The 21976-nt window shown below is 60.2% G+C and carries 27 protein-coding genes, 1 tRNA gene and 1 other annotated feature; of the genes, 8 read left to right on the forward strand and 20 right to left on the reverse strand.

What is annotated here, in order from left to right; all coding sequences use genetic code 11:
- Positions 1-12: 12 nt before the first annotated feature.
- The 17 genes from OKC40_RS07610 to OKC40_RS07690 form a co-directional block, all read right to left on the reverse strand.
- Entirely contained in the window at positions 13-552 is a 540-nt protein-coding gene (locus OKC40_RS07610) for a DUF3833 domain-containing protein (RefSeq protein WP_234601405.1), read from the reverse strand.
- Between the two features lie 14 nt (positions 553-566).
- Entirely contained in the window at positions 567-1109 is a 543-nt protein-coding gene (locus tag OKC40_RS07615) for a chalcone isomerase family protein (protein ID WP_234601404.1), read from the reverse strand.
- Entirely contained in the window at positions 1066-1284 is a 219-nt protein-coding gene (locus OKC40_RS07620; RefSeq protein WP_139707962.1) for a TIGR02450 family Trp-rich protein, read from the reverse strand. The genes OKC40_RS07615 and OKC40_RS07620 overlap by 44 nt, the downstream gene beginning before the upstream one ends.
- Positions 1284-1760 (reverse strand): DUF2878 domain-containing protein, encoded by a 477-nt coding sequence (locus tag OKC40_RS07625; protein ID WP_182939031.1) that lies wholly within the window; start codon positions 1758-1760, stop codon positions 1284-1286. Before OKC40_RS07625 ends, OKC40_RS07620 begins: the two co-directional genes overlap by 1 nt.
- Before the next feature lie 2 nt (positions 1761-1762).
- The gene (locus OKC40_RS07630; RefSeq protein ID WP_234601403.1) at positions 1763-3019 is read right to left on the reverse strand and encodes an SAM-dependent methyltransferase; all 1257 of its coding nucleotides are present in this window, start codon (positions 3017-3019) and stop codon (positions 1763-1765) included.
- Complete coding sequence (locus OKC40_RS07635; RefSeq protein ID WP_270794701.1) at positions 3019-3801, reverse strand: DUF1365 domain-containing protein; 783 nt, start codon at positions 3799-3801, stop codon at positions 3019-3021. The genes OKC40_RS07630 and OKC40_RS07635 overlap by 1 nt, the downstream gene beginning before the upstream one ends.
- Positions 3798-5057: an NAD(P)/FAD-dependent oxidoreductase gene (locus tag OKC40_RS07640; RefSeq protein ID WP_234601401.1), complete on the reverse strand. Its 1260-nt coding sequence runs from the start codon at positions 5055-5057 to the stop codon at positions 3798-3800. Before OKC40_RS07640 ends, OKC40_RS07635 begins: the two co-directional genes overlap by 4 nt.
- Positions 5054-5788, reverse strand: a complete 735-nt coding sequence (locus OKC40_RS07645) for an SDR family NAD(P)-dependent oxidoreductase (protein WP_270794703.1) — start codon at positions 5786-5788, stop codon at positions 5054-5056. Before OKC40_RS07645 ends, OKC40_RS07640 begins: the two co-directional genes overlap by 4 nt.
- Positions 5785-6213, reverse strand: a complete 429-nt coding sequence (locus OKC40_RS07650) for a nuclear transport factor 2 family protein (RefSeq protein ID WP_182932828.1) — start codon at positions 6211-6213, stop codon at positions 5785-5787. Before OKC40_RS07650 ends, OKC40_RS07645 begins: the two co-directional genes overlap by 4 nt.
- Before the next feature lies 1 nt (position 6214).
- Complete coding sequence (phrB, locus tag OKC40_RS07655; RefSeq protein WP_234601399.1) at positions 6215-7636, reverse strand: deoxyribodipyrimidine photo-lyase; 1422 nt, start codon at positions 7634-7636, stop codon at positions 6215-6217.
- Entirely contained in the window at positions 7633-8520 is an 888-nt protein-coding gene (locus tag OKC40_RS07660) for a MerR family transcriptional regulator (protein WP_234601398.1), read from the reverse strand. Before OKC40_RS07660 ends, phrB begins: the two co-directional genes overlap by 4 nt.
- Positions 8521-8666: 146 nt before the next feature.
- Positions 8667-9614: a YbgA family protein gene (locus OKC40_RS07665; RefSeq protein ID WP_234601397.1), complete on the reverse strand. Its 948-nt coding sequence runs from the start codon at positions 9612-9614 to the stop codon at positions 8667-8669.
- Positions 9615-9794: 180 nt separating this feature from the next.
- On the reverse strand, positions 9795-10445 hold the full coding sequence (locus tag OKC40_RS07670; RefSeq protein WP_182932832.1) for an autotransporter outer membrane beta-barrel domain-containing protein: 651 nt from the start codon (positions 10443-10445) through the stop codon (positions 9795-9797).
- Positions 10446-10635: 190 nt separating this feature from the next.
- Complete coding sequence (locus OKC40_RS07675; RefSeq protein WP_042058312.1) at positions 10636-11208, reverse strand: DUF3157 family protein; 573 nt, start codon at positions 11206-11208, stop codon at positions 10636-10638.
- A gap of 103 nt (positions 11209-11311) precedes the next feature.
- Complete coding sequence (locus tag OKC40_RS07680) at positions 11312-12148, reverse strand: hypothetical protein (protein ID WP_042058310.1); 837 nt, start codon at positions 12146-12148, stop codon at positions 11312-11314.
- Positions 12149-12227: 79 nt separating this feature from the next.
- Positions 12228-12506, reverse strand: a complete 279-nt coding sequence (locus tag OKC40_RS07685) for a DUF6482 family protein (protein ID WP_075113990.1) — start codon at positions 12504-12506, stop codon at positions 12228-12230.
- Between the two features lie 18 nt (positions 12507-12524).
- Positions 12525-13136: an HAD family hydrolase gene (locus OKC40_RS07690; protein ID WP_234601396.1), complete on the reverse strand. Its 612-nt coding sequence runs from the start codon at positions 13134-13136 to the stop codon at positions 12525-12527.
- A gap of 171 nt (positions 13137-13307) precedes the next feature.
- Positions 13308-13429 (forward strand) — a sequence feature (Phe leader region).
- 38 nt (positions 13430-13467) lie between these two features.
- On the opposite strand from OKC40_RS07690, the gene pheA reads away from it, so the two are divergent.
- Complete coding sequence (gene pheA / locus OKC40_RS07695) at positions 13468-14640, forward strand: prephenate dehydratase (protein WP_005343631.1); 1173 nt, start codon at positions 13468-13470, stop codon at positions 14638-14640.
- A 76-nt stretch (positions 14641-14716) separates the two neighbouring features.
- On the opposite strand, the gene OKC40_RS07700 is transcribed toward pheA, so the two are convergent.
- On the reverse strand, positions 14717-15142 hold the full coding sequence (locus OKC40_RS07700) for an LPP20 family lipoprotein (RefSeq protein ID WP_042058298.1): 426 nt from the start codon (positions 15140-15142) through the stop codon (positions 14717-14719).
- 10 nt (positions 15143-15152) lie between these two features.
- Positions 15153-15773 (reverse strand): FlgO family outer membrane protein, encoded by a 621-nt coding sequence (locus tag OKC40_RS07705; RefSeq protein ID WP_042058296.1) that lies wholly within the window; start codon positions 15771-15773, stop codon positions 15153-15155.
- A gap of 207 nt (positions 15774-15980) precedes the next feature.
- On the opposite strand from OKC40_RS07705, the gene OKC40_RS07710 reads away from it, so the two are divergent.
- From OKC40_RS07710 to OKC40_RS07730, 5 genes are all read left to right on the forward strand, one after another.
- A complete protein-coding gene (locus tag OKC40_RS07710) occupies positions 15981-17135 on the forward strand; it encodes a flagellar assembly protein FlgT (RefSeq protein ID WP_234604520.1) in 1155 nt (384 codons plus the stop codon).
- Positions 17136-17185: 50 nt separating this feature from the next.
- A tRNA-Arg gene (locus OKC40_RS07715) sits at positions 17186-17262 on the forward strand.
- Positions 17263-17497: 235 nt separating this feature from the next.
- Positions 17498-18448 (forward strand): DUF932 domain-containing protein, encoded by a 951-nt coding sequence (locus OKC40_RS07720; RefSeq protein ID WP_043851987.1) that lies wholly within the window; start codon positions 17498-17500, stop codon positions 18446-18448.
- 94 nt (positions 18449-18542) lie between these two features.
- Positions 18543-19532, forward strand: a complete 990-nt coding sequence (locus OKC40_RS07725) for a YqaJ viral recombinase family nuclease (protein WP_042081036.1) — start codon at positions 18543-18545, stop codon at positions 19530-19532.
- Positions 19529-20497, forward strand: a complete 969-nt coding sequence (locus tag OKC40_RS07730; protein WP_058395397.1) for a recombination directionality factor — start codon at positions 19529-19531, stop codon at positions 20495-20497. Before OKC40_RS07725 ends, OKC40_RS07730 begins: the two co-directional genes overlap by 4 nt.
- Before the next feature lie 23 nt (positions 20498-20520).
- Here OKC40_RS07730 and OKC40_RS07735 read toward each other — a convergent pair whose 3' ends face one another.
- Positions 20521-20871: a helix-turn-helix domain-containing protein gene (locus OKC40_RS07735; protein ID WP_043852258.1), complete on the reverse strand. Its 351-nt coding sequence runs from the start codon at positions 20869-20871 to the stop codon at positions 20521-20523.
- 208 nt (positions 20872-21079) lie between these two features.
- Between OKC40_RS07735 and OKC40_RS07740 the strand changes: the two genes are divergently transcribed.
- Together OKC40_RS07740 and OKC40_RS07745 are read left to right on the forward strand one after the other, a co-directional pair.
- Positions 21080-21415, forward strand: a complete 336-nt coding sequence (locus tag OKC40_RS07740) for a hypothetical protein (protein WP_025202118.1) — start codon at positions 21080-21082, stop codon at positions 21413-21415.
- Between the two features lie 48 nt (positions 21416-21463).
- Positions 21464-21913 (forward strand): hypothetical protein, encoded by a 450-nt coding sequence (locus tag OKC40_RS07745; RefSeq protein WP_043852259.1) that lies wholly within the window; start codon positions 21464-21466, stop codon positions 21911-21913.
- Positions 21914-21976: the final 63 nt, after the last annotated feature.

The raw sequence follows: 21976 nt of genomic DNA on the forward strand, positions 1-21976 counted from the left end.
TTGCTACTGCGGTCAGGGCTGACGTTCGATATAGAGGATCACCTCCCCCAGATGGATGCCGAACTTGCTGATAGCAGCGCGGTTGATCAGGCGATCCTCATCCAGCAGATACATCCAGTCATCGAAGCTCACCCGCACCACTTCGCCATCCGGCAGCGCCAGATCGAGCTGGTAACGCCAGTTGAGGGCAAACCCTTGGGTTTTACCCACCGCCTCCCCCACCACATCGGAAGCAGTACCGCGCCAGTGACCATCAGCGCCCTTGCTCAGATACCAGGTACGGGTCTGCTGGCGACCATCGTCAAAGTAGAACTGCTCGAACAGCTCCCCCTTACCACTCTGCCAGCGCCCCACCATCTCGACCCGAAAGCGACTGGTCACTTCGCCGCTGCGGTCAGTCACCAGGCCGTGAGCCACCAGCTTGCCGTTGAAGAAACGGGCGAGATCCCAGTTAGGCCCCTGCCCCCGATAGTCATCTAGACTGGCACCACAGCCGCTCAGCAGAAAAACGGGGAGCAGCAGCAACCAGCGGTATGCTCGATAGAAAGACATCAGAAACTCCATGTTCAGGGTTGGCCACGCAGGCGACGGGTCAGGGCGGGATCGCGGCTGTTGTCAGCCAGCCAGATGGCGAGGAAGGCAGCCGAGAATTGCGGATCGGCCAGGGTGCCAAGCGGCTTCTCCTGCCACCAGAAGTGGCCTGCCCCGCCCTTGTCGACATAGAAGGTGAGCTGGTCGCCTGCCTGCACATCGGGCCAGAGTGCAGCGAGCTGGCCGAGCCAGCGCTGACGCTCTGCATCAGAGCCAAGACCGAGCCGCTGCCATTCGGCGGCGGTGGCGCTCAGCAGATCTTCCCGCTCGATGGATCGGGCATAGGTGAGGGTCAGGGCCTGTGGATAGTGACCGGGCTGATAGTGCCCGCTCGCACTGTAGAGGGTGGCATCGTAGAGCTTGAACCAGAGCCAGTTCATCTCCCCCTGCCCGACCGGACGCAGCTGCTGCCAGGGGGCGGCAGAGGCCTGCACCGCGGTGGCAGCAAAGAGCGTAAACGTCAGCAGCAGCGGGTTAATTCCACCCCATATGCCAGTGGTTGGGGTCTTCCAGTTCATGCCAGTCCATCTCCTGTTCCTGCAGGGTGTTGATATCCTGCATCACCACCTGCATCAGCTCCCCTTTCGCGTTCCGCTGGCAGGCAACCACCAGATAGAAGCGATCAGCGAACTCGTGCTGGCTCTCTTTGGTCCATTTGGAAAAAAGCAACGAGTCGGTCGAAAAGGCGTTCATCATGACTCACCCTCCAGCTTGACCATTACCCACAGGAGTACGGGCAACCACCACATCCAGATCACTGCCAGCAGCGCCGTGCTGATCCAGATGTCCCAAGGTAAGTGTACTGCCCCCATGGCGGCCCCCGCCACATAGGAGGAGGCACCGCCAAACACGCCAAACAGCGCCTGCTGCCAGCGGGGCAAGCGCAGCAGCCAGCGCATGCCGTGACCCAGCGTCAGGGCAAAACCGAGCCAGAGCAGTACCAGCCAAAAGGGAAAACCGGACGGGAACTGGAACAAACCGAGCTGCCAGAGCAGCGCATCCAGCAGACAGCCAGCCACCGCGATGGGAAGCAGCCGCCAGTCACGCTGGCGGCTGGGTGAGAAGAGAAAGTGCAACAGCAACATTGCCAGCAGCGGGCCCGGCTGCTGCCACTTCACCGCCAGCAACCAGTAGAGGTTGAATCCCAGCAGGTGAGCCCACTGCCACATGGTCAGTGACCGCTTACTGGCACATCACCCGACCAGCCAGCAGGCCCCGGCTTGGCAGCCTCCAGCTGTACCAGACTGATGCTGCGCTCCCAGAATCCCCCCTCGCAATAAGCGAAGTAGAAGTGCCACAACCGGATGAAATCCTGGCTATAACCGAGCTTGGGCAGCTCGGGCGCCAGTCCCAGAAAACGCTCGCACCAGTGAGCCAGGGTGCGGGCATAGTGATGGCCGTGATCGTGCAATCGCACCAGCTGCATGTCGGTTTCCCGCGCCAGCAACCCCGCCATTTGGGAGACGCTGGGCAGGCAGCCACCGGGGAATATGTAGCGCTGGATGAAATCGACCCCGCGCAGATACTGGGCGTGGCGCTGATCGGCGATGGTGATGGCCTGAATGAGCAGGCGACCACCGGGCTTGAGCAGCCGCGACAGCTGGCGGAAATAGTCGGGCAGGAAGGCGTGCCCTACCGCCTCGATCATCTCGATGGAGACCAGCTTGTCGTAACTGCCCTCCAGCTTGCGGTAGTCCTCCAGCAGCAAGGTGATGCGATCCCCCAGCCCCTCCTGCGCAATCCACTCCTTGGCATAGTCATGCTGGGCTCGGGAGATGGTGGTGGTGGTCACCCGGCAGCCGTAGTGACGGGCCGCATAGACAGCGAGGCCACCCCAGCCGGTGCCAATTTCCAGCAGATGATCGTCAGGCCCCAGTTCCAGCCGCTCGCAGATGGTGCGCAGCTTGGCCTGCTGCCCCTCTTCCAGAGTGGCCTCGGCGCTCGGATAGATGGCGCTCGAGTACTGCATATGGCTGTCGAGAAAACCCTGATAGAGGGTATTGCCGAGATCGTAGTGGGCGGCGATGTTGGAGCGCGAACCGGTCAGGGTGTTGCGATTGAGCCAGTGGCGCACCTTGTTGAAGGGAAAACTGAGCCAGCCCAAGCGCCGCTCGAGGGAGTCGAGCAGGGTCAGGTTGCGAGCCAGCAGCCGCACCAGCGCCACCGGATCCGGGCTGGTCCAGAGCCCCTCCACCCAGGTTTCTCCGGCGGCAATGCTGCCCCCCAGCAACAGGCGGCGATAGAAGGCCGGATCCTGCACCACCAGTTCGGCATGCAGATCGGTGCCCGCGACGCCAAAGCTGTGGCGCTCACCACCATCCCACAGCAGCAGCTGGCCATGTTCGAGGCGACCCAGCAGTTTGAGCAGCAATTGCCTTGCACTTTTATCGATGAATGAGGCTGAGAGGGTAGATTGAGCAAGTTCCATTAGCGGCTCTCCGGATGGGTAAATATCGGTGTTCGTTTGATAAAAAGACGCAGGGCCTGCCAGTAGATCCCGAGCAGCACCTTCATGGTCATCCAGGGCCAGCGGGCCAGCAGAGCCACCAGTCCCTTGCGTGACAAGGGTTCACGCGTGAGCGCCAGGGTTGCGTCAAACAGCTTGGCCTCACCGGATACGGGATGACTCTCGATATGGATCAGTGTCTCCTGCGCGGGCGGCCTGATGCGCCAGTGATAACGCATCGCCAGCCCCATAAACGGGGAGACGTGAAAATCCTTGTCATGGGGCGCCAGCGCCGCCAGATCCAGCAGGTAGTAGTGACGCTCGTTCCAGGGGGTGTTGGAGACCTCTGCCAGCAGATAGCGCGCCTCGCCCTGCCGGTAGCAGAAGTAGAAGTTGACCGGGCTGAAGTAGAACCCCAGACAACGCACATTGCCGAGCAGCAGCACCCGCCCCTCGGGGTCGGCATCACTGCCCAGCTCGCTCACCTTCTGCCACACCGCCTGCTTGAGGCTCCCCTCGCTGCCCTTGAGATAGTCATGGCGGTGAAACGAGAGCAGCCCCGCCCGCTCCACCCCGAACCAGCGCCCCTGATCGAGCTGCGGCAGTTCATCGAGATCCAGCCCCAGCATAAAGAGGCTGTATGAGAAGGCGTGAGCCCGCGGCGCAAAACGGCGGTGGCGCACTGAACCCTGCCAGATCGCGCTGGTGACGCCAGCCAGTTCGTCGGCACGCTCATGTTGAGTGGCCACGATGGCGTCGCTCATAGCTCGGCTCCGAAGCGCCTGGCGACGTCCAGCGCGCTGCGCACCCCATCCTCATGGAAGCCGTTGTACCAGTAGGCACCGCAGAAGTGGGTGTGCTGCTGACCGCAAATCTCCGTGCGACGCTGCTGGGCGGCAATGGAGGCCTGATTGAATACCGGATGGTGGTAGACGAAGCGGCGCAGCACCTTGCTCTCATCCACCTTGCCCTTGGGGTTGAGGCTGACGCAGAAGGGCTCCGGCGAGTTCACCCCCTGCAGGATGTTCATGTTGTAGCTAACCAGCGGCCGCGCCTCGTCGTTGCCATCGAGCTGATAGTTCCAGCTGGCCCATGCCTTGCGGCGGGTGGGCAGGCAGCGGGCATCGGTATGGAGCCAGACATCGTTGGCCTGATAGGGCATGTCGCCGAGGATGGCCTGCTCCCGCTCGCCGGGATCCGCCAGCAGCGCCAGCGCCTGATCGCTGTGGCAGGCGAAGATCACCTCGTCAAACCGCTCCTCACCGTAACTGCTCTGGATCACCACCCCATCCGCGTCCCGCCGTACGCTCTGCACCGGACAGGCGAGGCGGATCTGCGACTGCCAACCCGCGGTAAGGGGGCCGATATATTCCCGCGAGCCACCCGGAATCACGTACCACTGTGGGCGATTGGCCACATCAAGCAGACCGTGGTTGGCAAAAAAGCGCAGAAAGAAGCCAAGGGGGAAGGCGCGCATATCGGCCAGGGTCGATGACCAGATCGCCGCTCCCATCGGCAAGATGTAATGGCGGGCGAAGTAGTCGCTAAACTCCCCCGCCAGCAGAAAGTCCCCCAGGGTCAGCTCGGGGCCCGCGCCCTGATGTTGACCATCGGCCAGCCAGGCCCGCGCCTCCCGGTTGAACCGCAAGATCTCGGCGACGAAGCCATAGAAACGGGGGCTCAGCAGATTGCTGCGCTGGGCAAACAGGGTATCGAGATTGTGGCCGTTATATTCCAGCCCCTCCGGGCTTTTCACCGAGAAGCTCATCTCGGCCGGTTGCCGTTCCATGCCGATCCGCGCCAGCAACTTCAAGAAGTTGGGGTAAGTGCGATCGTTGAAGACGATAAAACCGGTGTCGATGGCATAGCTGCGACCAGCCAGATCCACATCGACGGTGGCGGTGTGACCGCCCAGGGTCGGCGCCGCCTCGAACAGGGTGATGTCATGGAGTTTGTGGAGCAGAAAACCGGCGGTGAGTCCCGAGATCCCTGAACCGACGATGGCGATCTTTTTCTTCATGAATGGCTTCCTTTCGATACGAGTGCGCGGCCAAGGCGCAGCCAGAGCCCCACCGGCAGCGCACCAAGCAGGCGCAGCAACCAGATGAAACGGCGGGGAAAGTGGATCTGGTGACGACTAGCGGTCAGCCCGTCCATAATGGCGCGGGAGGCCTCTTCCACCGTCACCAGACAGGGCATGGGAAAATCATTTTTGGCGGTCAGCGGCGTCTGGACAAAGCCGGGGCGGATCAGGGTCACCCCGATCCCTTTGCCGGCCAAATCCAGGCGCAAGGTATCCGCCAGATAGTCGAGGGCCGCCTTGGAGGCGCCATACGCCTCGGCTCGCGGCAGCGGCAGCCAGCTCACCGACGAGCTGACGATGGCCAGCCGTGATCCCGCCCCTAGCAGTGGCAAGAAGGCAGCCAACGCATGACCGGTGGCGGTCAGATTGGTCTCAATCACCCGGGCAAACAGCTCGCTGTCAAACCCCTCGGCCACGTCCATGTACTCGCAGTTGCCTGCGTTGAGGATCAGCAGATCCAGCGGCGGCAGCGTAGCGGCTATCCCGTTCATTGCGGCCACATCCCGGGCATCGAACTGCAGCGGCGTGACGCCATGAAGCCCCAACTCCTGCAGCCGTTCGCCATCGCGGCCGCAGCCCCACACCTGCCAGCCAGCACGCCGGTAATCTAGCGCCAGTTGACGACCTATACCGGAGGTCGCCCCGGTAATAAGCACCCGGCCGCTCATGCGCCGAGCCTCCCCTTGATAGTGCGCACCACGGGCCCGAGCAGCGGCAACTGCTCGTAGAGCATGGCGCCCAGGTCAAAATAGTCCCGGTGCTGGCACACCTTGCCTGCCTCGTCGAACTCGAGGCGGGTGGCCCCCTCCACCGTCACCGGCTCACCACCGCGCAATCTGGGGTGGGAGAAGGTCATGGTCCAGCCGAGCCAAGCCTGCGGCCCTTGCTGCTGCTGACTGGTGATGACGAAACGGCAGTAGGCGAGGCGCTGATAGAGGGCAGCAAAATAGTCGCCAAGGGCCGCCAACCCCTCGATGCGGTGAGCCGGATCGGTGAAGACCACCTGTTCGGCATAGACCTCGGGCAAGCGGTGCAACTGCTGTTTGTCCAGTTGCTGATAGAGGCCAATAAAGCGGGCCAGCGGCTCGTTCATCCTATTTCTCCAGAGAGCGAAACATCTCGATGGCTCTCACCCGGGCAACGGCGTGATCCACCATGGGTGCCGGATAATCCTGTCGCCCCTTGAGTCGCAGCCAATCGTGGGGCTGATGCACATAAGCGGGGGGAATATCGGCCAGTTCAGTTACCCAGGTACGGATAAACTCCCCTTGTGGATCAAATCGTTGCCCCTGAGTGGTGGGGTTGAAGACTCGAAAATAGGGCGCCGCATCGGCGCCGGTGCCCGCCGCCCACTGCCAGCCGCCATTGTTGGCCGCCAGATCGCCATCAATCAGCTGACTCATGAAGTAGTCCTCCCCGAGCCGCCAGTGGATGTGGAGATCCTTGGTGAGAAAGCTCGCCACGATCATTCGCAGCCGGTTGTGCATCCAGCCGGTGGCGTTGAGACAACGCATCGCCGCATCGACGATGGGGTAGCCGGTACGGCCCTCGCACCAGGCAGCGAAGGCATCCGGGTCCCAGCTCCACGGCAAGGCCGCCGTCTCGGGCTTGAAAGGGCGATTCATGGAGAGGGTCGGGATCAGCACCAGCAGGTGGCGATAAAACTCGCGCCAGACCAGCTCATTGAGCCAGACAAAGCCGGGCTGAGCCTTCGACTGGGGCCGATAGCCGAGCTGTTGCTGGAGCGCCGCCACACACTGACGTGGGCTGATGATGCCCGCCGCCAGATAGGGGGAGAGCACGGACGTGCCCGCGATGGCAGGAAAATCCCGGGTCTCGCCATAGTCGAGCACCGCCTGATCCAGAAAGTCATTCAAACGGCGGCTTGCCTCCGCCTCCCCCACTGGCCAGCGGGGATCAGCCGTCAGCTCGCCGAGCGCCTCATCAACCCACGCCCGTTCGGCCAGCGGCTGCCACGGCAAGGGCTCGCCACGGGGCGCAGGGGCGCGGTGAATGACAAAGCCATCCTCATCGAGGGCCTTGAGCCAGGCACGGCTGAAAGGGGTGAAAACCTTGAACATCTCCCCCGACCCGGTCAGCACCCGCCCCGGCGGCAACACGCAACAGCCGTTAAGCCAGTGACAACTCACCGCCTGCTCTGCCAGCGCGGCGCTGACGGCGTGATCGCGGCGCTGCTCGTCGATCTCGATAGCCTGATTGGCGTAGAGCTGGGTCACCCCCAGCTCTCGGCTTAAATCAGCCAACGCAGCGGGCACCTCGGCAAAGGTCTCCACGCGCAGCAGATGGAGCGGGATGCCGAGCGCCGCCAGCTCACGGCCCAATTCATCCACCTGCGCCAACATAAAGCGCTGACGGATGGGAGCCATTTTGTGCTGCCGCCACTGGGCAGGAGAGATGATAAAGAGCGCGGCGACCGGTTCATCACCGGCGCAGGCATGGCGCAAGGCCGGGTTGTCGGCCAGGCGCAGATCGTTGCGAAACCAGACCAGTTTCATGACTTTTTCCTCCCGCGTCCGCTGGCGCCAGCCGCAGCAGGTGCGTCAGCCATCAGCTCGGCAAGGCTCGCCTGCCAGCCGTGGGCGTTAAGCCACTCATCATCGTAGAGGCGCCCCAGTTCGCCAAACAGGCGCGTACCAGCGGGCCAGTCGGCTGCCAGCTCCTGTTTGCCAAGACCGGCCCCCAGCAGCACCAGCCAGGGAGTGGCCGCACGTCCTTCCAGCAGGCTGGCATGGCGCGGCTCCACCGCCCCCAGCAGTTGCACCTCATAGCCCTGACCGATCAGCTCGTAGGCGGCCCACACCAGATCGAGGGGGCCGACCTGTCCCCAGCTCGCCAGGGTGACCTGCACGCCCTTCTCCTGCTCGATCAGGTGGCGGGCGAAGCGGGTATGGAGCCAGCCCAGCCACACCTGTTGCAGCAGCTCGCCATCGGGCCGCTCGCGCCACAACCCGAGCAGCCGCTCCACCAGCGGTTGCAGTACCCGGCTGCGCACCAGCTCGAACGGGTAGCTTGCCAGCAGGTCATTCAGCTCGGCCTCCGCCTTGCGCTGATTGAAGGCGAGTAACGCCTGACTGAACTGCTCCAGGGTCTGCTGCCAGTGATCACTCACCGGCTCGGAATGGGGTTCGCTCAAGAGCCCCTTCACCTGCCCGATGCTCACCCCCCGCTCCAGCCAGCTCAGGATCTCGCCGATCTGGCGAATATCATGCTCGCTGTAGAGGCGGTGGCCCTTTTCGGTGCGGGCTGGCTGCACCAGCCCGTAGCGGCGCTGCCAGGCGCGCAGGGTCACGGCGTTGACGCCGGTGAGGCGGGAGACCTCGCGAATGGGGTAGATCCCCTCATCAGCCAAAGGAGCAACTTCTTGCGATAAATCAGACATGACAACGTCCATCAAACAGAAGGGTGAAGTGCCCCGGCGCAAGGCCTGCGCCGGGGCAACAGAACAGATTCAGAGCCCGTAGCGCAATTTGAGCGTATCGGGATGAAGGTCGAGATAGACCTGCTCGACCGCACAAAACAGCATTCTCAGAGCCCGTAGCGCAGTTTCAGCGTATCGGGATGGGGATTGAGGTACACCTGCTCGGCGAGATAGGGATTGGGGTACTCGCGCAGGTAGTGGCGGATCAGGGTGAGCGGCACCAGCAAGGGGAAGATGCCGGTGCGGTACTTGTCGATGGTATCGGCAAGCTCCTGCTTCTGGGCCGGGGTCAGCACCCGCTTGAAGTAGCCTTGCAGGTGCATCAGCACATTGGTATGGCTGCGGCGGTTGGCCCGCAGGGTCAACGCCGTCATCAATCCCTTGATGTAGTTGTCGGCCACCTCCTGCAGGTTGGCGGACTTGCCCACGTTGCCGAGCAGCTTGCCGAGCGCCCGGTAGTGGGTGGTGGCGTGGGAGAGCACCAGATACTTGTAGCGGGAGTGGAAGCGGATCAGCGCAGAAGCGGTGATGCCACGAGCACAGAGCTGCTGCCAGTCGTGGTAGGCGAATACACGCAACACGAAGTTCTCGCGCAATATGGGATCGCACAGGCGGCCATCTTCCTCTACCGGCAGCAAGGGATTGGCTTCCATCAGCGCCTTGGCAAACAGGCCGATCCCCTCCTTGGCGCTCCCCTCATTGTTGGCGCCATAGACCTTGACCCGCTCCATGCCGCAGCTGGGGGATTTGGCGCAGAGGATATAACCGGAGATAAAGTCGAGCTGGCGGGCTTTCTGTTCGCTGAAGGCAATCAGCTGTTCGGTGACATCGAAGCTGCCATTGCTCGCCTCGGCGCGGATTTCGCCGTTGCGCTTGACCAGCCGGATGGCGGCGCGGGGCGCCCCGAGGCCAATAGCCATCTCGGGACAGACGGGGTGATAGTCAAAGTGAGCGCCAAGATCCCGTTCGCAGAAGCTGGAGCGCTTATGGCCCCCATCGAAACGCACCTCTTGGCCCAGCAGGCAGGCACTGATACCGACTTTAATCTTGTACATGACATCACCCCTTGTATAAGTCTTGATTCAGTTATAGCAGTTATACAAAGAAATGGAAGTTGTATAACTATTGCGGACTGATACGACACAAGGAGAAGAAAGGGATCACCGCAAAACGAAAAAACCCATGGCGAACGCCATGGGCAAAAATCAAGACACTACGGACTACAGGAAGGGGGATTAGAAGCTGTACTTCACACCCAGGCTGGAGATGGAGCCTTTTTGCAGATCCCAGTTACGATAGGTGTAATCGGCAGTCAGCGCCCAGTTCTGGTTGAGCTTGTAGGCACCGCCCACCTTGAAGTCGTGCATATCGTCGGTCATGTTGGCGTAGCGATAGGCGGTGGAGAGCTCGATATCGCCGATGTCGTAGCGCAGACCCACTTCACCGTACATGCTGCCGTCGCTCTTGCGGGTGACAATATCCCACCCCTTGAGGTCATAGGCCTGCTCGCGCTCCATGGTGTAACCCATCAGACCGGTTTCACCGTAGAGGTTCAGGCCGGTGCTGAGCGGGGTAAACACACCGATACCCAGGCTGCCGATCCCCATGCTGTCATTGCCGTGCTGGGCAGAGGTGCCCTCGGAGAGCAGACGGCCGTAGAAGTTGTTGGCGAACGATTTGGAGAGATCCAGCGTCACACCGCCAAAATCGCGAGTCCCCTCACTGCTGGCATCACGGGGGAACAGAATCTTGTTGTTGCTCAGATAGTCGGATTTGGTGTGTGCCCAGGTCAGGCCGCCCTTGGCGTAGCTGAAGGCATCCTGCGCCATGACGGAAGTAGAGGCAAACCCGGCCAGAACCAGAAGAGAGACAGTTGCTTTTTTCATGATGATAACTCCATGTGATTGGGCCCGTTGCTAGCGAGCTGGTATGGAGTCATTGTGCGGCGAGGTTCCCTGCTTGCCGAGCGGCAAGCTGTTGCAAAACCATGTCAGATGTAAGCAGATATTGCTGGGGGTGTCAGCGGCAACAAGTTGCCGGCCCACACGGTTTGCATGGGCCGGATCCGCGAAAAAATCAGCGGAAGACCACCTCGTCAATTTCGACCCGCACCAGCGGCTGACCGGTCAATCCGGCAGGACGGGGGATCTCGAGGGCCAGCGATGGACGGGCTTGCCCCTTGCGCAGATAGGTCTCCGGCAGGCGGTTCTCGGCGACCCAGAAACGAGCCTCCTGACGGCTCAGCTGCACACCGTCAGCACTGAACAGGGTCACCATGCCACGCACCCCGACCACATTGCGGCTACCGGTATTGCTCACCATAAAGGTCAGCGCCAGCGGGTCAGATCCCTCGATCTTGTCCAGCTTGACCAGCACACCGTCGCGCGCCATCTGGGCGAGCAGTTCCGGATTGGCCTTGGCCTGATCGGTCAGTACCGGGGCAGCGACCGCCACCACGGCCCCCGCGTTCCCCTCGGCAGCCACGCTCTGCACGGGTTCTGCCGGTTTGACCACCAGATACTCCCAGGTGAAGTCATCGTTGAGTTGAACCTGCCGGCCATCGGGCAGCGTCACCTGAGAGAGAGGAGCCGCCTGTGCCAGCACGGGAGTGAGACACAGGGCAAGCAACAGACGGGACAAGGGTTTCATAGGGCGAAGCTCGGTAACGGATGAAAGGGCGACAGTATAAACAGTCCCGTTACCCCTTGCCTATGACAGCACTCACGTTCTTGACCCCCGCTTCTCCCGCAAGCTAGATGGCGAGATCGTGCCGCTCTTTCTGCGCCATATCCAGAGTCACCAGATCGAACTCGGTCCCCTTGAGAGCAGACAAAATATCCGATTGCATATCAAAGGCCTGGGCACGCTGATGCTCGGGCAGACGCACCCGAGCCAGGGTAGTGGAGCAGTCACACAGGGTATGGAAAAAGACCTGCGCCTCGTCCAGCCCCATGTCGGCCAGTATCTGCTCAGCCTGATCCACCATTCGCAGATAGCGCTGCTTGAGCAGCCGTGGATTGGTGAAGCGATTGCTCAGGCAACCGTTGCTCCCCTTGCCCCAGCGGCCGAGCTGACGCTTGTTGAAGCCATAGCGAAAATCGCGGCTCATCACCCCGTTGTCGGCAAAAAACCAGATGGTATTGGCAGGCAGAGAACCAAACTGAGCCAGATAGTCATCCCGCTCCTCCACCGCTGCCGGGATCAGCAAGGGCAGGTGGGCCCACTCGGGACGGCTCTGCACATGCTCACCAATGCGGCGAACCGGGTCGATCAGCCCCTCCATATTTGGCAGGCGATCACAGAAGACGATCTCGTCGCTCTTGACGATCCAGTGCTCGATGCCATAACGCTGGCAATAACGCCGGGCACGAGCCACTTCGCTGCGGCTGCGGGTCGGGTTATCGAGGGTGATGGCGCGGATCTTGACGCCGCTGGCACGGCACAGATCGATGCTGTAGCAGGATTCCAACCGTCCCGAAAAAGAGACAATCAGCTCGTCAAAACTGGCCAGTCGCTCAATCAGCAGCTGTTCCCTGGCTTGAAAAGAGTGATCATATCCCTGATTCAGTACAACAACATTGGCACCCATTAAACAGCTCCGAATGATGAACAGGTGCCATATTGTGCGGGAAACAAGCTGAATAGACCCTTACAGAGTCCGGTTAAAATTAAAACTTGATGATTATTTCCTGTGACTCGGCCGCTAAATCTTCATTTTGGGCGTCATAAATTCGCAATCTGGCCTGACAAACCTGATGGGCCCGCAAGAAACCCTGCGCCTGATCCAGCGAGGTAAAGGTCAGGCGCCCTCCCTCGCTGTCGGTCAGGCAGAGGCACTCCCCTTCCGCCTCGATGCAGAGCTGATAACCGCTGCCATCCTTGCAGGCGATGATCAGGGTCGCCTCGGGATAGTGACTCAACCAGTTGCGAAACCGGCCATGCTCCATAATGCTCCCACAGGGGCATCACCCCTTGCCGGTGGTGGTCAAACAGCCCAGCTCACCCAACTGCTGGCGGCAACTTGCCGCATCGGTAAAGACAATCCCCCTGATACCGAGGGCCTCGGCGGCCGCAATGTTGGCGGGACTGTCATCGATGAAGAGGCACTCTGCCGGTTTCAGATCAAACGACACCAGCAGATAGCGATAGATATCCGGCTCCGGCTTCATCATCCGCACCCGCGCCGAGACCACCTTGCCACTGAAAAAGCGCCAGAAATCCTGATGCTGCTCCAGCCAGTCGATGCTGGCATGGCCCATGTTGGAGAGGGCATACAGGGTGTGCCCCGCCCCGTGCAGCTCGGCTATCAGGGTTAGCATAGCGGGATCTGGCTGCAGGGAGGCGGGCACCGCCTGCAAAATGGCCAGATTCTCTGCCGCAGAGAGGCCGGTGCGCGCTTGTGCTTCGCGGGCCATGGTGTGCAGCGACATGGTGCCTCTGTCCACCTCCAGCCAGTCCGGGTGGTTAAAGAGCTGTTCCGCCAACTGTTCGGCCCCTTGCGGGCCACGCACCGAACGCACTATGCCCACCGGATCCCAGCTCACCACCACCCGTCCCAGATCGAAAATAATCGCCATCGTCTTTATCTCCTCCACTGCGTTGCTACCGTCAAAACAGCGTCAACAGAACATCCTTCATACGCCATTTTCTTAACCGGATACCCTGCCCCCATCCCCGCCCGTGGGCAAGTTTTACTTGCATCAGACCGGCAAATCCCTTAATGGTTAGGGCGTTACCATCAGGATTTTGACCATGCAGCCAACATTCTTCTTTGCTTTCTCGTTTATCCGGCCCGCTTGAGGGAAGGCCTGTCGTCGTGTGAGCAGAAAGCAAAGACGAATCGAGCCTCCCCTAGCGGAGGCTTTTTTTTGCATTAATATCAATCGATTACTTGGATAGGGAACAATCATGGCAACGCTCGACGAGATCAGACAAGACATCACCCGGTTGGATCAGGAGCTGCTTGCCCTGCTGGCGAAACGCAAGACCCTCAGTATCGAGGTGGCCCGTGCCAAACAGGCCAACCCGCGCCCCATCCGTGACCACCAGCGAGAACAGGAGCTGCTGGTCGCACTGATCCAGAAAGGCCGCGTGCTGGGGCTGGATGCCCAGTACATCACCCGCATCTACCACACCATCATCGAAGACTCTGTACTATCCCAGCAGGCCTATCTGCAGAGCCTGCTCAACCCGGAGCAGCAGGAGCCGATGACCAGCGTCGCCTATCTGGGGCCGCGCGGTTCCTACTCCAGCCTTGCCGCCCGCAAATATCTGGCGCGCTACAAGGATCAGGTGATCGAGGTGAACTGCCAGAACTTCCGTGAAGTGCTGGATGCGGTGGAGTCGGGCCGCGCCGCCTTTGGTGTGTTGCCCATCGAAAACACCAGCTCGGGCTCCATCAACGAAGTCTATGATGTGATGCAGCACACCAGCCTCTCCATCGTCGGCGAGCTTACCTACCCCATCGAGCACTGCATCCTCACCGCCGTGCCGACCGAGCTGAGCCGCATCAAGACCTTCTATGCCCACCCGCAGGTGTTCCAGCAGTGCTCCCACTATCTGAGCAAGCTGGAAGGGGCGCGTCACGAGATCTGTGACTCCTCCTCCAGCGCCATGATGAAGGTGAAGGAGCTGGCCAGCCCGGAGGCCGCCGCCATCGGCAGCGCCGCCGGTGGCGAGCTCTATGGCCTGGACGTGCTGGCCGAGCAGCTCGCCAACCAGAAAGAGAACTACAGCCGCTTTATCGTGGTGGCGCGCAAACCCATCGACGTGGCGCCGCAGATCCCGGCCAAGACCACTCTCATCATGTCCACCTCCCAGAAGCCGGGTTCGCTGGTCGAGGCGCTGCTGGTACTGCGCAGCCACGAGATCAACATGACCAAGCTGGAGTCCCGTCCGGTGCAGGGCAACCCGTGGGAAGAGATGTTCTATCTCGATGTCTCCGCCAACCTGCAGACCCCGGCGATGCAGGCCGCATTGGTGGAGCTGACCAAGATCACCCGCTATATCAAGGTGCTTGGCTGCTACCCGAGTGAGGATGTGAAACCCACCGCAGTGCCGCCGGTACTGATGGGGAGCTAACCAGCCCAGAACGACAAAAGGCGAGCACCCTGCTCGCCTTTTGTTTTGATGCCTGTTTTCAGGTCAGGCAATCAACTCAGAACTGACCCGCCATCAACTGATTGATGTTGTAGAGGGCACGGGTATCGAGCTCCATCTCGGTGGCATAGGTGTTGCCGCGCGGATAGGAGGCCACCACCCGGGCACCGCGCACCACGCCCGCCACCGACACATCCAGCGAGTTGGAGGTCTGGGTCAGATCGCGGTAGCTGCTCTGGCCGCGCACCTGCTGACCATTGAGCTGCTCGGCCAGCTCGCGATAGGCATCCATCTTGGAAGCGCGAATGGCTTGCAGCATCTTCTCCGACTGGGAGGGGCCGGGCTGGATGTCGATCACCGCATACCCCACCGCCTTGAGCACCGGAAAATCATCGGGCTTGCCACCCTGGGTGTAATCCACCACCCGGTTGTAGCTACAGCCGCTGAGCAAGAGTGCCAACAGGCAACCAAACAGGATTTTCATGATTCGCTCCTCACGGGGTCAGGTTGACCAGATGGCCACCCGGTCTGGCCTGACTGTCACGCATCAGATAACCGCGATTGATCGATGCCCGGCCAAACGAGTTGTTGGCACCGAACAGATATTGTTGCGGGATCAGGCTCTGAGCCGTGGTCTCCACCATCTTGGTGCGCATGTCGATAACGCGGGCGTTAACCAGGATCCCCTTGCTGTTGCGACTGAAGGTGCCGACCAGAATGCGGGAGATAGGCAGACGGGAAGAGAGATCCTTGTAGTTGCGGCTCAGCACAAAATCCCCCTGCGGCGTCACCTTGATGCTGCCGGTCAGCTTGAAGTCCACCACCACCTCGCCGCGGCGGTTGAGCTCGTAGATAAAGCTCTCCTCAATCTGCTGCCCCATCCAGTTGGTATCCTGCAGGGTATCGAGATCGACAAAGGAAGCCACTGCGATGGGTTCGGTCAGGGTGGTCAGCGATTTGCGCTCCATCAGCTGATCGGTCATGCGCGCCACCAGCCAGTTGAGCTCCATCCCCTGCGCCGCCTGGCGGGGGTCACCCTGATCCCGATTGATAGGGTCGGAGCCGCACCCGGCCAATGCCAGGGCGAGCGCCAACGCCGTGATGAGTTTGTTCATGGATACCTTTCCTGTATCTGCACCTGACTTATTATCGGACGCGCCGGACAAAGCTTGAGCCGGGAATAAGGCATGATTCTTGCTTTTTAATGGTCATTGTCAGCGCCAGCGTGCGCTGCCACCCGGCAAGTGTTGTGAACCATGTCGGCCAGCGGGCGCCATTTCCTCAAAAATGGCGCGGCTGCCCGCCAACTCAAGGTATCTGTTATGAAATTACCGCTGCTGTTGACCCTGCTGCTGGCCAGCCTGAGCGCCCGCGCCGAGCTTATCGAAGCACAGGGCAGCGCCGCCATTCTGGGGGGCGATGAAGTCTATGCCCGCGAGCAGGCAACCCGCGATGCCCTGCGTCAGGCCCTGCTGGCAAGCGGTGCGGCTGTTTCCAGCGTCCAGCGTCTGGAAAATGGCAGCCTGCGCTCCGAGCAGATCCAGATCCGCTCCGGCGGCGATATTCGCCAGTACCGGCTCAAGCGGGAAGAGGTGCGCAACGGTCGCATGTACATCACCCTGGTGGCCGACATTCAAGCCGAGCGCCAGATCTGCCAGACCCAGCACTTCGCCAAGGATTTGACACTGGTGAGGCTGCGGATGCGCTATCCGGATCAGGCCAGCTACGGCGCCATGGACGACATGCCGGAAAACCTCTCGCGCCGGTTGTTCGAAACCCTCGCCAACGCGCCGCAAGGGGTCGCGGTGCGCCAGTGGCTGGATGAAAACCTGCGCATCGATCCGCTCCATCTGCAACAGGGGGATCGCAGCGCCCTCGAGGAGATCAAGGCACTCAGCCTGCGTACCGACAGCCAATATCTGGTGCTCGGCAGCATCGACGATCTCTCCATCGAGCCGCAGGGCAATAAGCTGACCAGCTGGTATGAGGATCCGGTGCGCAACTTTCGCATGCAGCTCTACCTGTTCGACGGCATCAATGGCAGCCTGATCAACCGCAAGGTTTACGAAGGGCGCGCCACCTGGACCTTTGACAAGCGGGAGCAGGTGGGCAGCAGCAGCGGCCAGTTCTGGCAATCGAGCTACGGCCAGGAGGTCAATTACCAGTTGCAACAAGCCGCTCAGGATCTGGTGGCCCAGCTCACCTGCGCCCCGGTCACCGCCCGGGTAGTCGGCCAGAACGAACGCGGCCCCTACATCAATCTGGGGCGGCGCAACGGCGTCAAGCTCGGCGATCAGTTCCGCATCCAGCACAACGCCGACTTCATCGACCCTTACGGCAAGTCGCGCATGATGCGCAATCCGGCCGACGGCCTGTTCGAGGTGGTGCAGGTATTCGACGATGGCGCCATCATCAGCAGCCAGAACAAATATTCGCCGTTTAACATCCAGAATGGGGATTTGGCAGTATTGGAATAAGAATCAAGGGTTTAAAAGGGAGTTGCTTCTTGTATAATGCCCGCCACACAGCTCCCGTAGCTCAGTAGGATAGAGCGGTCCCCTCCTAAGGGACAGGCCACTGGTTCGACTCCAGTCGGGAGCGCCATATAAAACAAGGGGTTGGCATCATCACGATGCCAACCCCTTGGTCGTTTTTGGCCCCGTACCCCTCTCCGTACCCCTCCAATGCAGTTCATTGCACAACACCATCATGCTGTAACGCCACCTTTAAAAATGAGAATTAAATGGCAAATAGATCCTATTCAATAAACTTTCAAACCTATATCACCCCCATGAGTTAGCAGGCTGAATGTCTGCATTTCACCATTCCTGGAGGATATATGGCTCACCTGATTGACACCATGGCCTACACCGGCCAAACCCCTTGGCACGGCCTTGGTAATGTCTTGCCCCCGCAACAATCTCTCGATATCTGGCTGCAGGCAGCCGGGATGAATTGGACCATTGAGCAGAGTGACGTAATGTTTAACGTCGCCTCCGATGCACTGCATATCCGTCCCTACAGCGATAGCAAGGTGCTGTATCGCTCCGATACCCTCGCCCCCCTATCGGTGGTCTCAAGTCGCTACAACGTGGTACAGCCTCACGAGGTGCTGCACTTCTATCAAGATCTGGTAGAAGCCGGTGGCTTTGAGCTGGAAACAGCAGGCTCGCTTAAAGGCGGCCGCAAGCTGTGGGCTCTGGCTAAAACAGGTCAGGACCTAAAGCTCAAAGGCAATGACTTGGTAAAGTCCTATTTGCTGCTGGCGACCAGCTGCGATGGCACACTCTGCACCACGGCGCAGTTCACCTCGCTGCGGGTGGTCTGCAATAACACCCTGCAGATGGCACTGCGTGGCGCTACCGGCGCCATCAAGGTGCCCCACTCCACTCAGTTCGACGCCGCTGCTGTCAAAGAGTCGCTTGGGCTGGGGCTCTCCCATTGGGATGAGTTCAAAATCCAGACCAAGGCGCTGGCACAGCGGCCCGTAGCCCCCGAAGAGGCGCTGCGCTTTTTCAGCGACTTGCTGGCGCAACCGCTCGATGAGGAGAACATCATTCTCACCAAGCCGGTACAACGGCTGCATGAGCTCTATCAGGGCGCAGGCATGGGCTCAGAACTTGCGAGCTCCCGCAATACCGCCTGGGGGCTGGTCAATGCGGTCACTGAATACGTGGATCACCACCGCCGTGCCCGCAGCCAAGATCACCGGCTCGACTCCGCCTGGTTTGGTCAGGGGGCCCAACTCAAATCCCAAGCCCTGAATCAGGCACTCACTCTGCTGCAGTAATTACGCTTCCCCATTCAAATCGCATAACGACCTCACCCGGACTGGCGCAAGCCAATCCGGGCGTAGCCATTTATGCCGTCAACAAGGAATAGTCATGAAAGCAAAAGCCAAATATGGCCAAGCCCTGCGGCTAGCCTCTACTACCCAGTTAACCCGCGAGCAGTGGCTCGCTATCCGTAAACTCGGCATTGGTTCCTCCGATGCCGCCGTCGCAGTGGGGCTCTCCCCCTACAAATGCCCGCTCAGCCTCTGGCTGGAGAAGACCGGTCGCAAGGAGCCGGAGGATATCTCACACAAGGAAGCCGTGCTGTGGGGCATTGAGCTGGAGCCTGTGTTAGCGCAGGTCTATGCCAAACGCACCGGCTTTCGTGTGCGACGGGTCAATGCTGTGCTGCAACACCCCGAGCAACCCTTCATGCTCGCCAACCTCGATCGGGAGGTAGTCGGCCATCCCGATGGGCCGGGCATTCTGGAGATCAAGACCGCCAGCTATCACAGCGCCCCCCAGTGGGAGGAAGGTGTGCCGGTGGCTTATCAGTGTCAGGTACTGCATCAATTGGCGGTTACCGGCCATGCCTGGGCTGAGGTGGCAGTGCTGATCGGCGGCCAGGATTTTCGGATTTACCGCATCGAGCGCGATGAGGAGAAGATCCAGGATCTCACCGAGCGGGAAGCGCAGTTCTGGCAGATGGTGCAACAAGACCAGCAGCCCGATCCTGACGGCTCCAGCGATGCCGCCAATGCCCTGAGCTGGCTCTTTCCCCGCGATGATGGTCAGACGCTGGATCTCTCGGATTCTCCCGAGTTTAACCAGCTGTTTGGGGAGCTACTGCGCTTACGTCAGCAAAAGGAAGCTGTCGAGCTGCAGGAGTCACAACTCAAACAGCGGCTGCAAGCGACCTTGGGTGAAGCGACAGCCGGGCTGTTTGCCGATGGCAAGATCACCTGGAAGCGCAGCAAAGACCGGCTAGCACCGGATCTCGAAAAGCTCGGTCAGGATCATCCCGACCTGCTCACCCGTTACGTCAAACCGGTGCCCGGCGTGCGCCGTTTCACCATTCAACCCTTGAGGCAAACACCATGATCAAAGGACTGGCGATCACCCCGCCCGTGATCGGGCGGATCTGCATCGGCAAGCTGGTGCAAAAACAGGATAAGTGGGTACCGGAGAAGGACGACAGCTTCACCCTCACCACCCAGATACAGCACAAGGGGGGATGGTTGCTCCATCCCCTGCATCAACACTACTCATCGCAAAAGAGTGGCCAAGGGCAGGAGCAGACCAAGATCCGCGCCATTCCAGTGAGGGTGCTGTTCAACGACAGCGACTTGAATCTGCGGGCGGAATACAGCGCCTTTGACCGGCAAACCGGCAGGCCGCTCTGTGTCGGGAATGGGGAGGTGGCGAGACGTGTGGGGGCGCAAGGCATGGAGGAAGTCAGCTGCCCTGGACCAGAGCGCTGCGCCTTTGCAGGGCAACAGGGCTGCAAGCTGTACGGACGACTGAACCTGTTTGTGGAGGGGCAAGGGGATGAGCTGGGTAGCTTTATCTTCCGCACCACCGGCTACAACTCGGTGCGCACTCTGGCGGCTCGACTGAAGTACCTGGAGGCAGTGAGCGGGGGCCATACCCGCTATCTGCCGCTCACCCTGCGGTTGCGGGCCAAGAGCACCACCCAGTCGTACCGCACACCGGTCTACTACGTGGATTTGACCTTGCGGGAAGAAACCAACCTGACTGAGGCAGTCAGGCAAGCACTGGAGGCCGCCCGGCGTGATCAAGAGGCGGGGCTCGCCATCGACCAGATGGAGCAGGCCGCTCGCGACCTGCTGCGCAATGGCCAATTTGAGGATATCGATGAAGAGGTGCCGATGCTGCTGGAGGAGTTCTATCCCGAAGCCAACAGCGACGAGACGGCGAATGGAAACGCAGGGGCAGAGGCGGCTACCTCGCGTAACGCACCGCAAAGCCAAGCAACCATAGCGTCACAGAGGCCGCAACCAAGAAGGAGCCCACTCACCAATAAATTGGGGAAAGGGAACCCATAACCTCCCCAGTGAATGGTGGATGATCAGCTGGGACGCGCCAACCGCTCCACCAACCGTTCTACCGTTTCCAGCAACAGGGTTCGGTCAGCATCATCGAGCCGAGCCAGTTGCTGGCTCAGCACAATGCCCTGCTCGGTCGGGCGGTTACTGGTCTCGCGCAGGAAATCCGCCAGCTCACAGCCAAACAGTTGAGCGAGCTCCGCCAGCCGCACCACGGTCGGCACCACAATCCCCCGCTCCATCCGGGAGACGGCTTCCATGCCGATATTGAGGTGTTCAGCCACATGCTCTTGCGTGAATCCGGCTTGAGTACGCTTGTGGCTGATCGCCTTGCCAACGCTCTTGGCTAACAGCTCAAGGTTGATATCTGTCATGGGTCCTCCAGTCAACCTCTATGGTTGACCATGGACCCATTGACGATAAGGACTCAAAAGGTAGACTAAAGACTTAATGAGTCCACCAGACAGCAATTGATGCTGATTTGACACGGATGCGAGGCCCTCAGCCAATAAACCATCGTGACTAACTCGCAACAGGTGGGCTCCATAAGACGCTCTTACTACACGACCAAGGACACAAAACATGGAAAGACTGACTTATGAAGATCTGGGTACTGACAAGCTGACCTCACTGATCCGTGCACGAAAATCTTTCGAAGTCGTGGGGCTATCGGGGCGAATGAGCGCCGCTGTGACAAAACTTGAAAACAGCATCGAACCTGCTGGGCTGAAATGCCGGGTCTATACCAAGGGTCGGATCGCCGCAGCAGGGGCCAGCGTCTTTGGCGGTATTACCGGTCTAGCCGGGATCGCATCTGCCGTCACTATCGCGGCACATAATCTCGCCACTTACAATCCAGACTATGAAATCGTTAAGCACTTGGTGGATAACTCACTCAGCGTGCTTTACAAAAAATAACCACGTTAATGGCTCATCTAAATCCTTGAGCCTTTAGGAGTCACAGGGATGAAAAAACTCTTCATTACCTCAACAGCACTGCTGCTGTGCGGCAACGCCTTTGCGTATGGCGAGGCCGGACGCTGGAGCAGTGGCTGGGGTCAGGGCACCAGCGAATACACGGCGGTGGTCAACGAGCAAAACAACCTCTATATCGCCTGTAATGACACCCGCAAGGTCAGCATGACGGCTACCGTGCAGGGCAAGGAGTACGGCTCTTATGCTGGGCAGGCTTTCACCATCATCGTCGATGGCAGCCAATACGATGCGCCCTATGAGACCGAGTCCCGTGTCGGTGAGAACAATTTCTTCGACATGTGGGGCAAGCTGCGCAAGGCCAAGTCGATCAGCATTTTAACGGCTGACGGCAAGCAACTGGCACTGCCAACCAAAGAGGTCGCATCTGTACTGCCCGCCACTAATACCCCTGAGTTTGACTGCTTGATGTGGGACCAATAGCTCACATCCATTCCCATCCAAGAGGAGGCATTTGCCTCCTCTTTTCATTTCTGCCATTCACCC

Origin of the sequence: Aeromonas sp. QDB11 (genome assembly GCF_027705265.1) — a bacterium.
Lineage (GTDB): Bacteria > Pseudomonadota > Gammaproteobacteria > Enterobacterales > Aeromonadaceae > Aeromonas > Aeromonas allosaccharophila.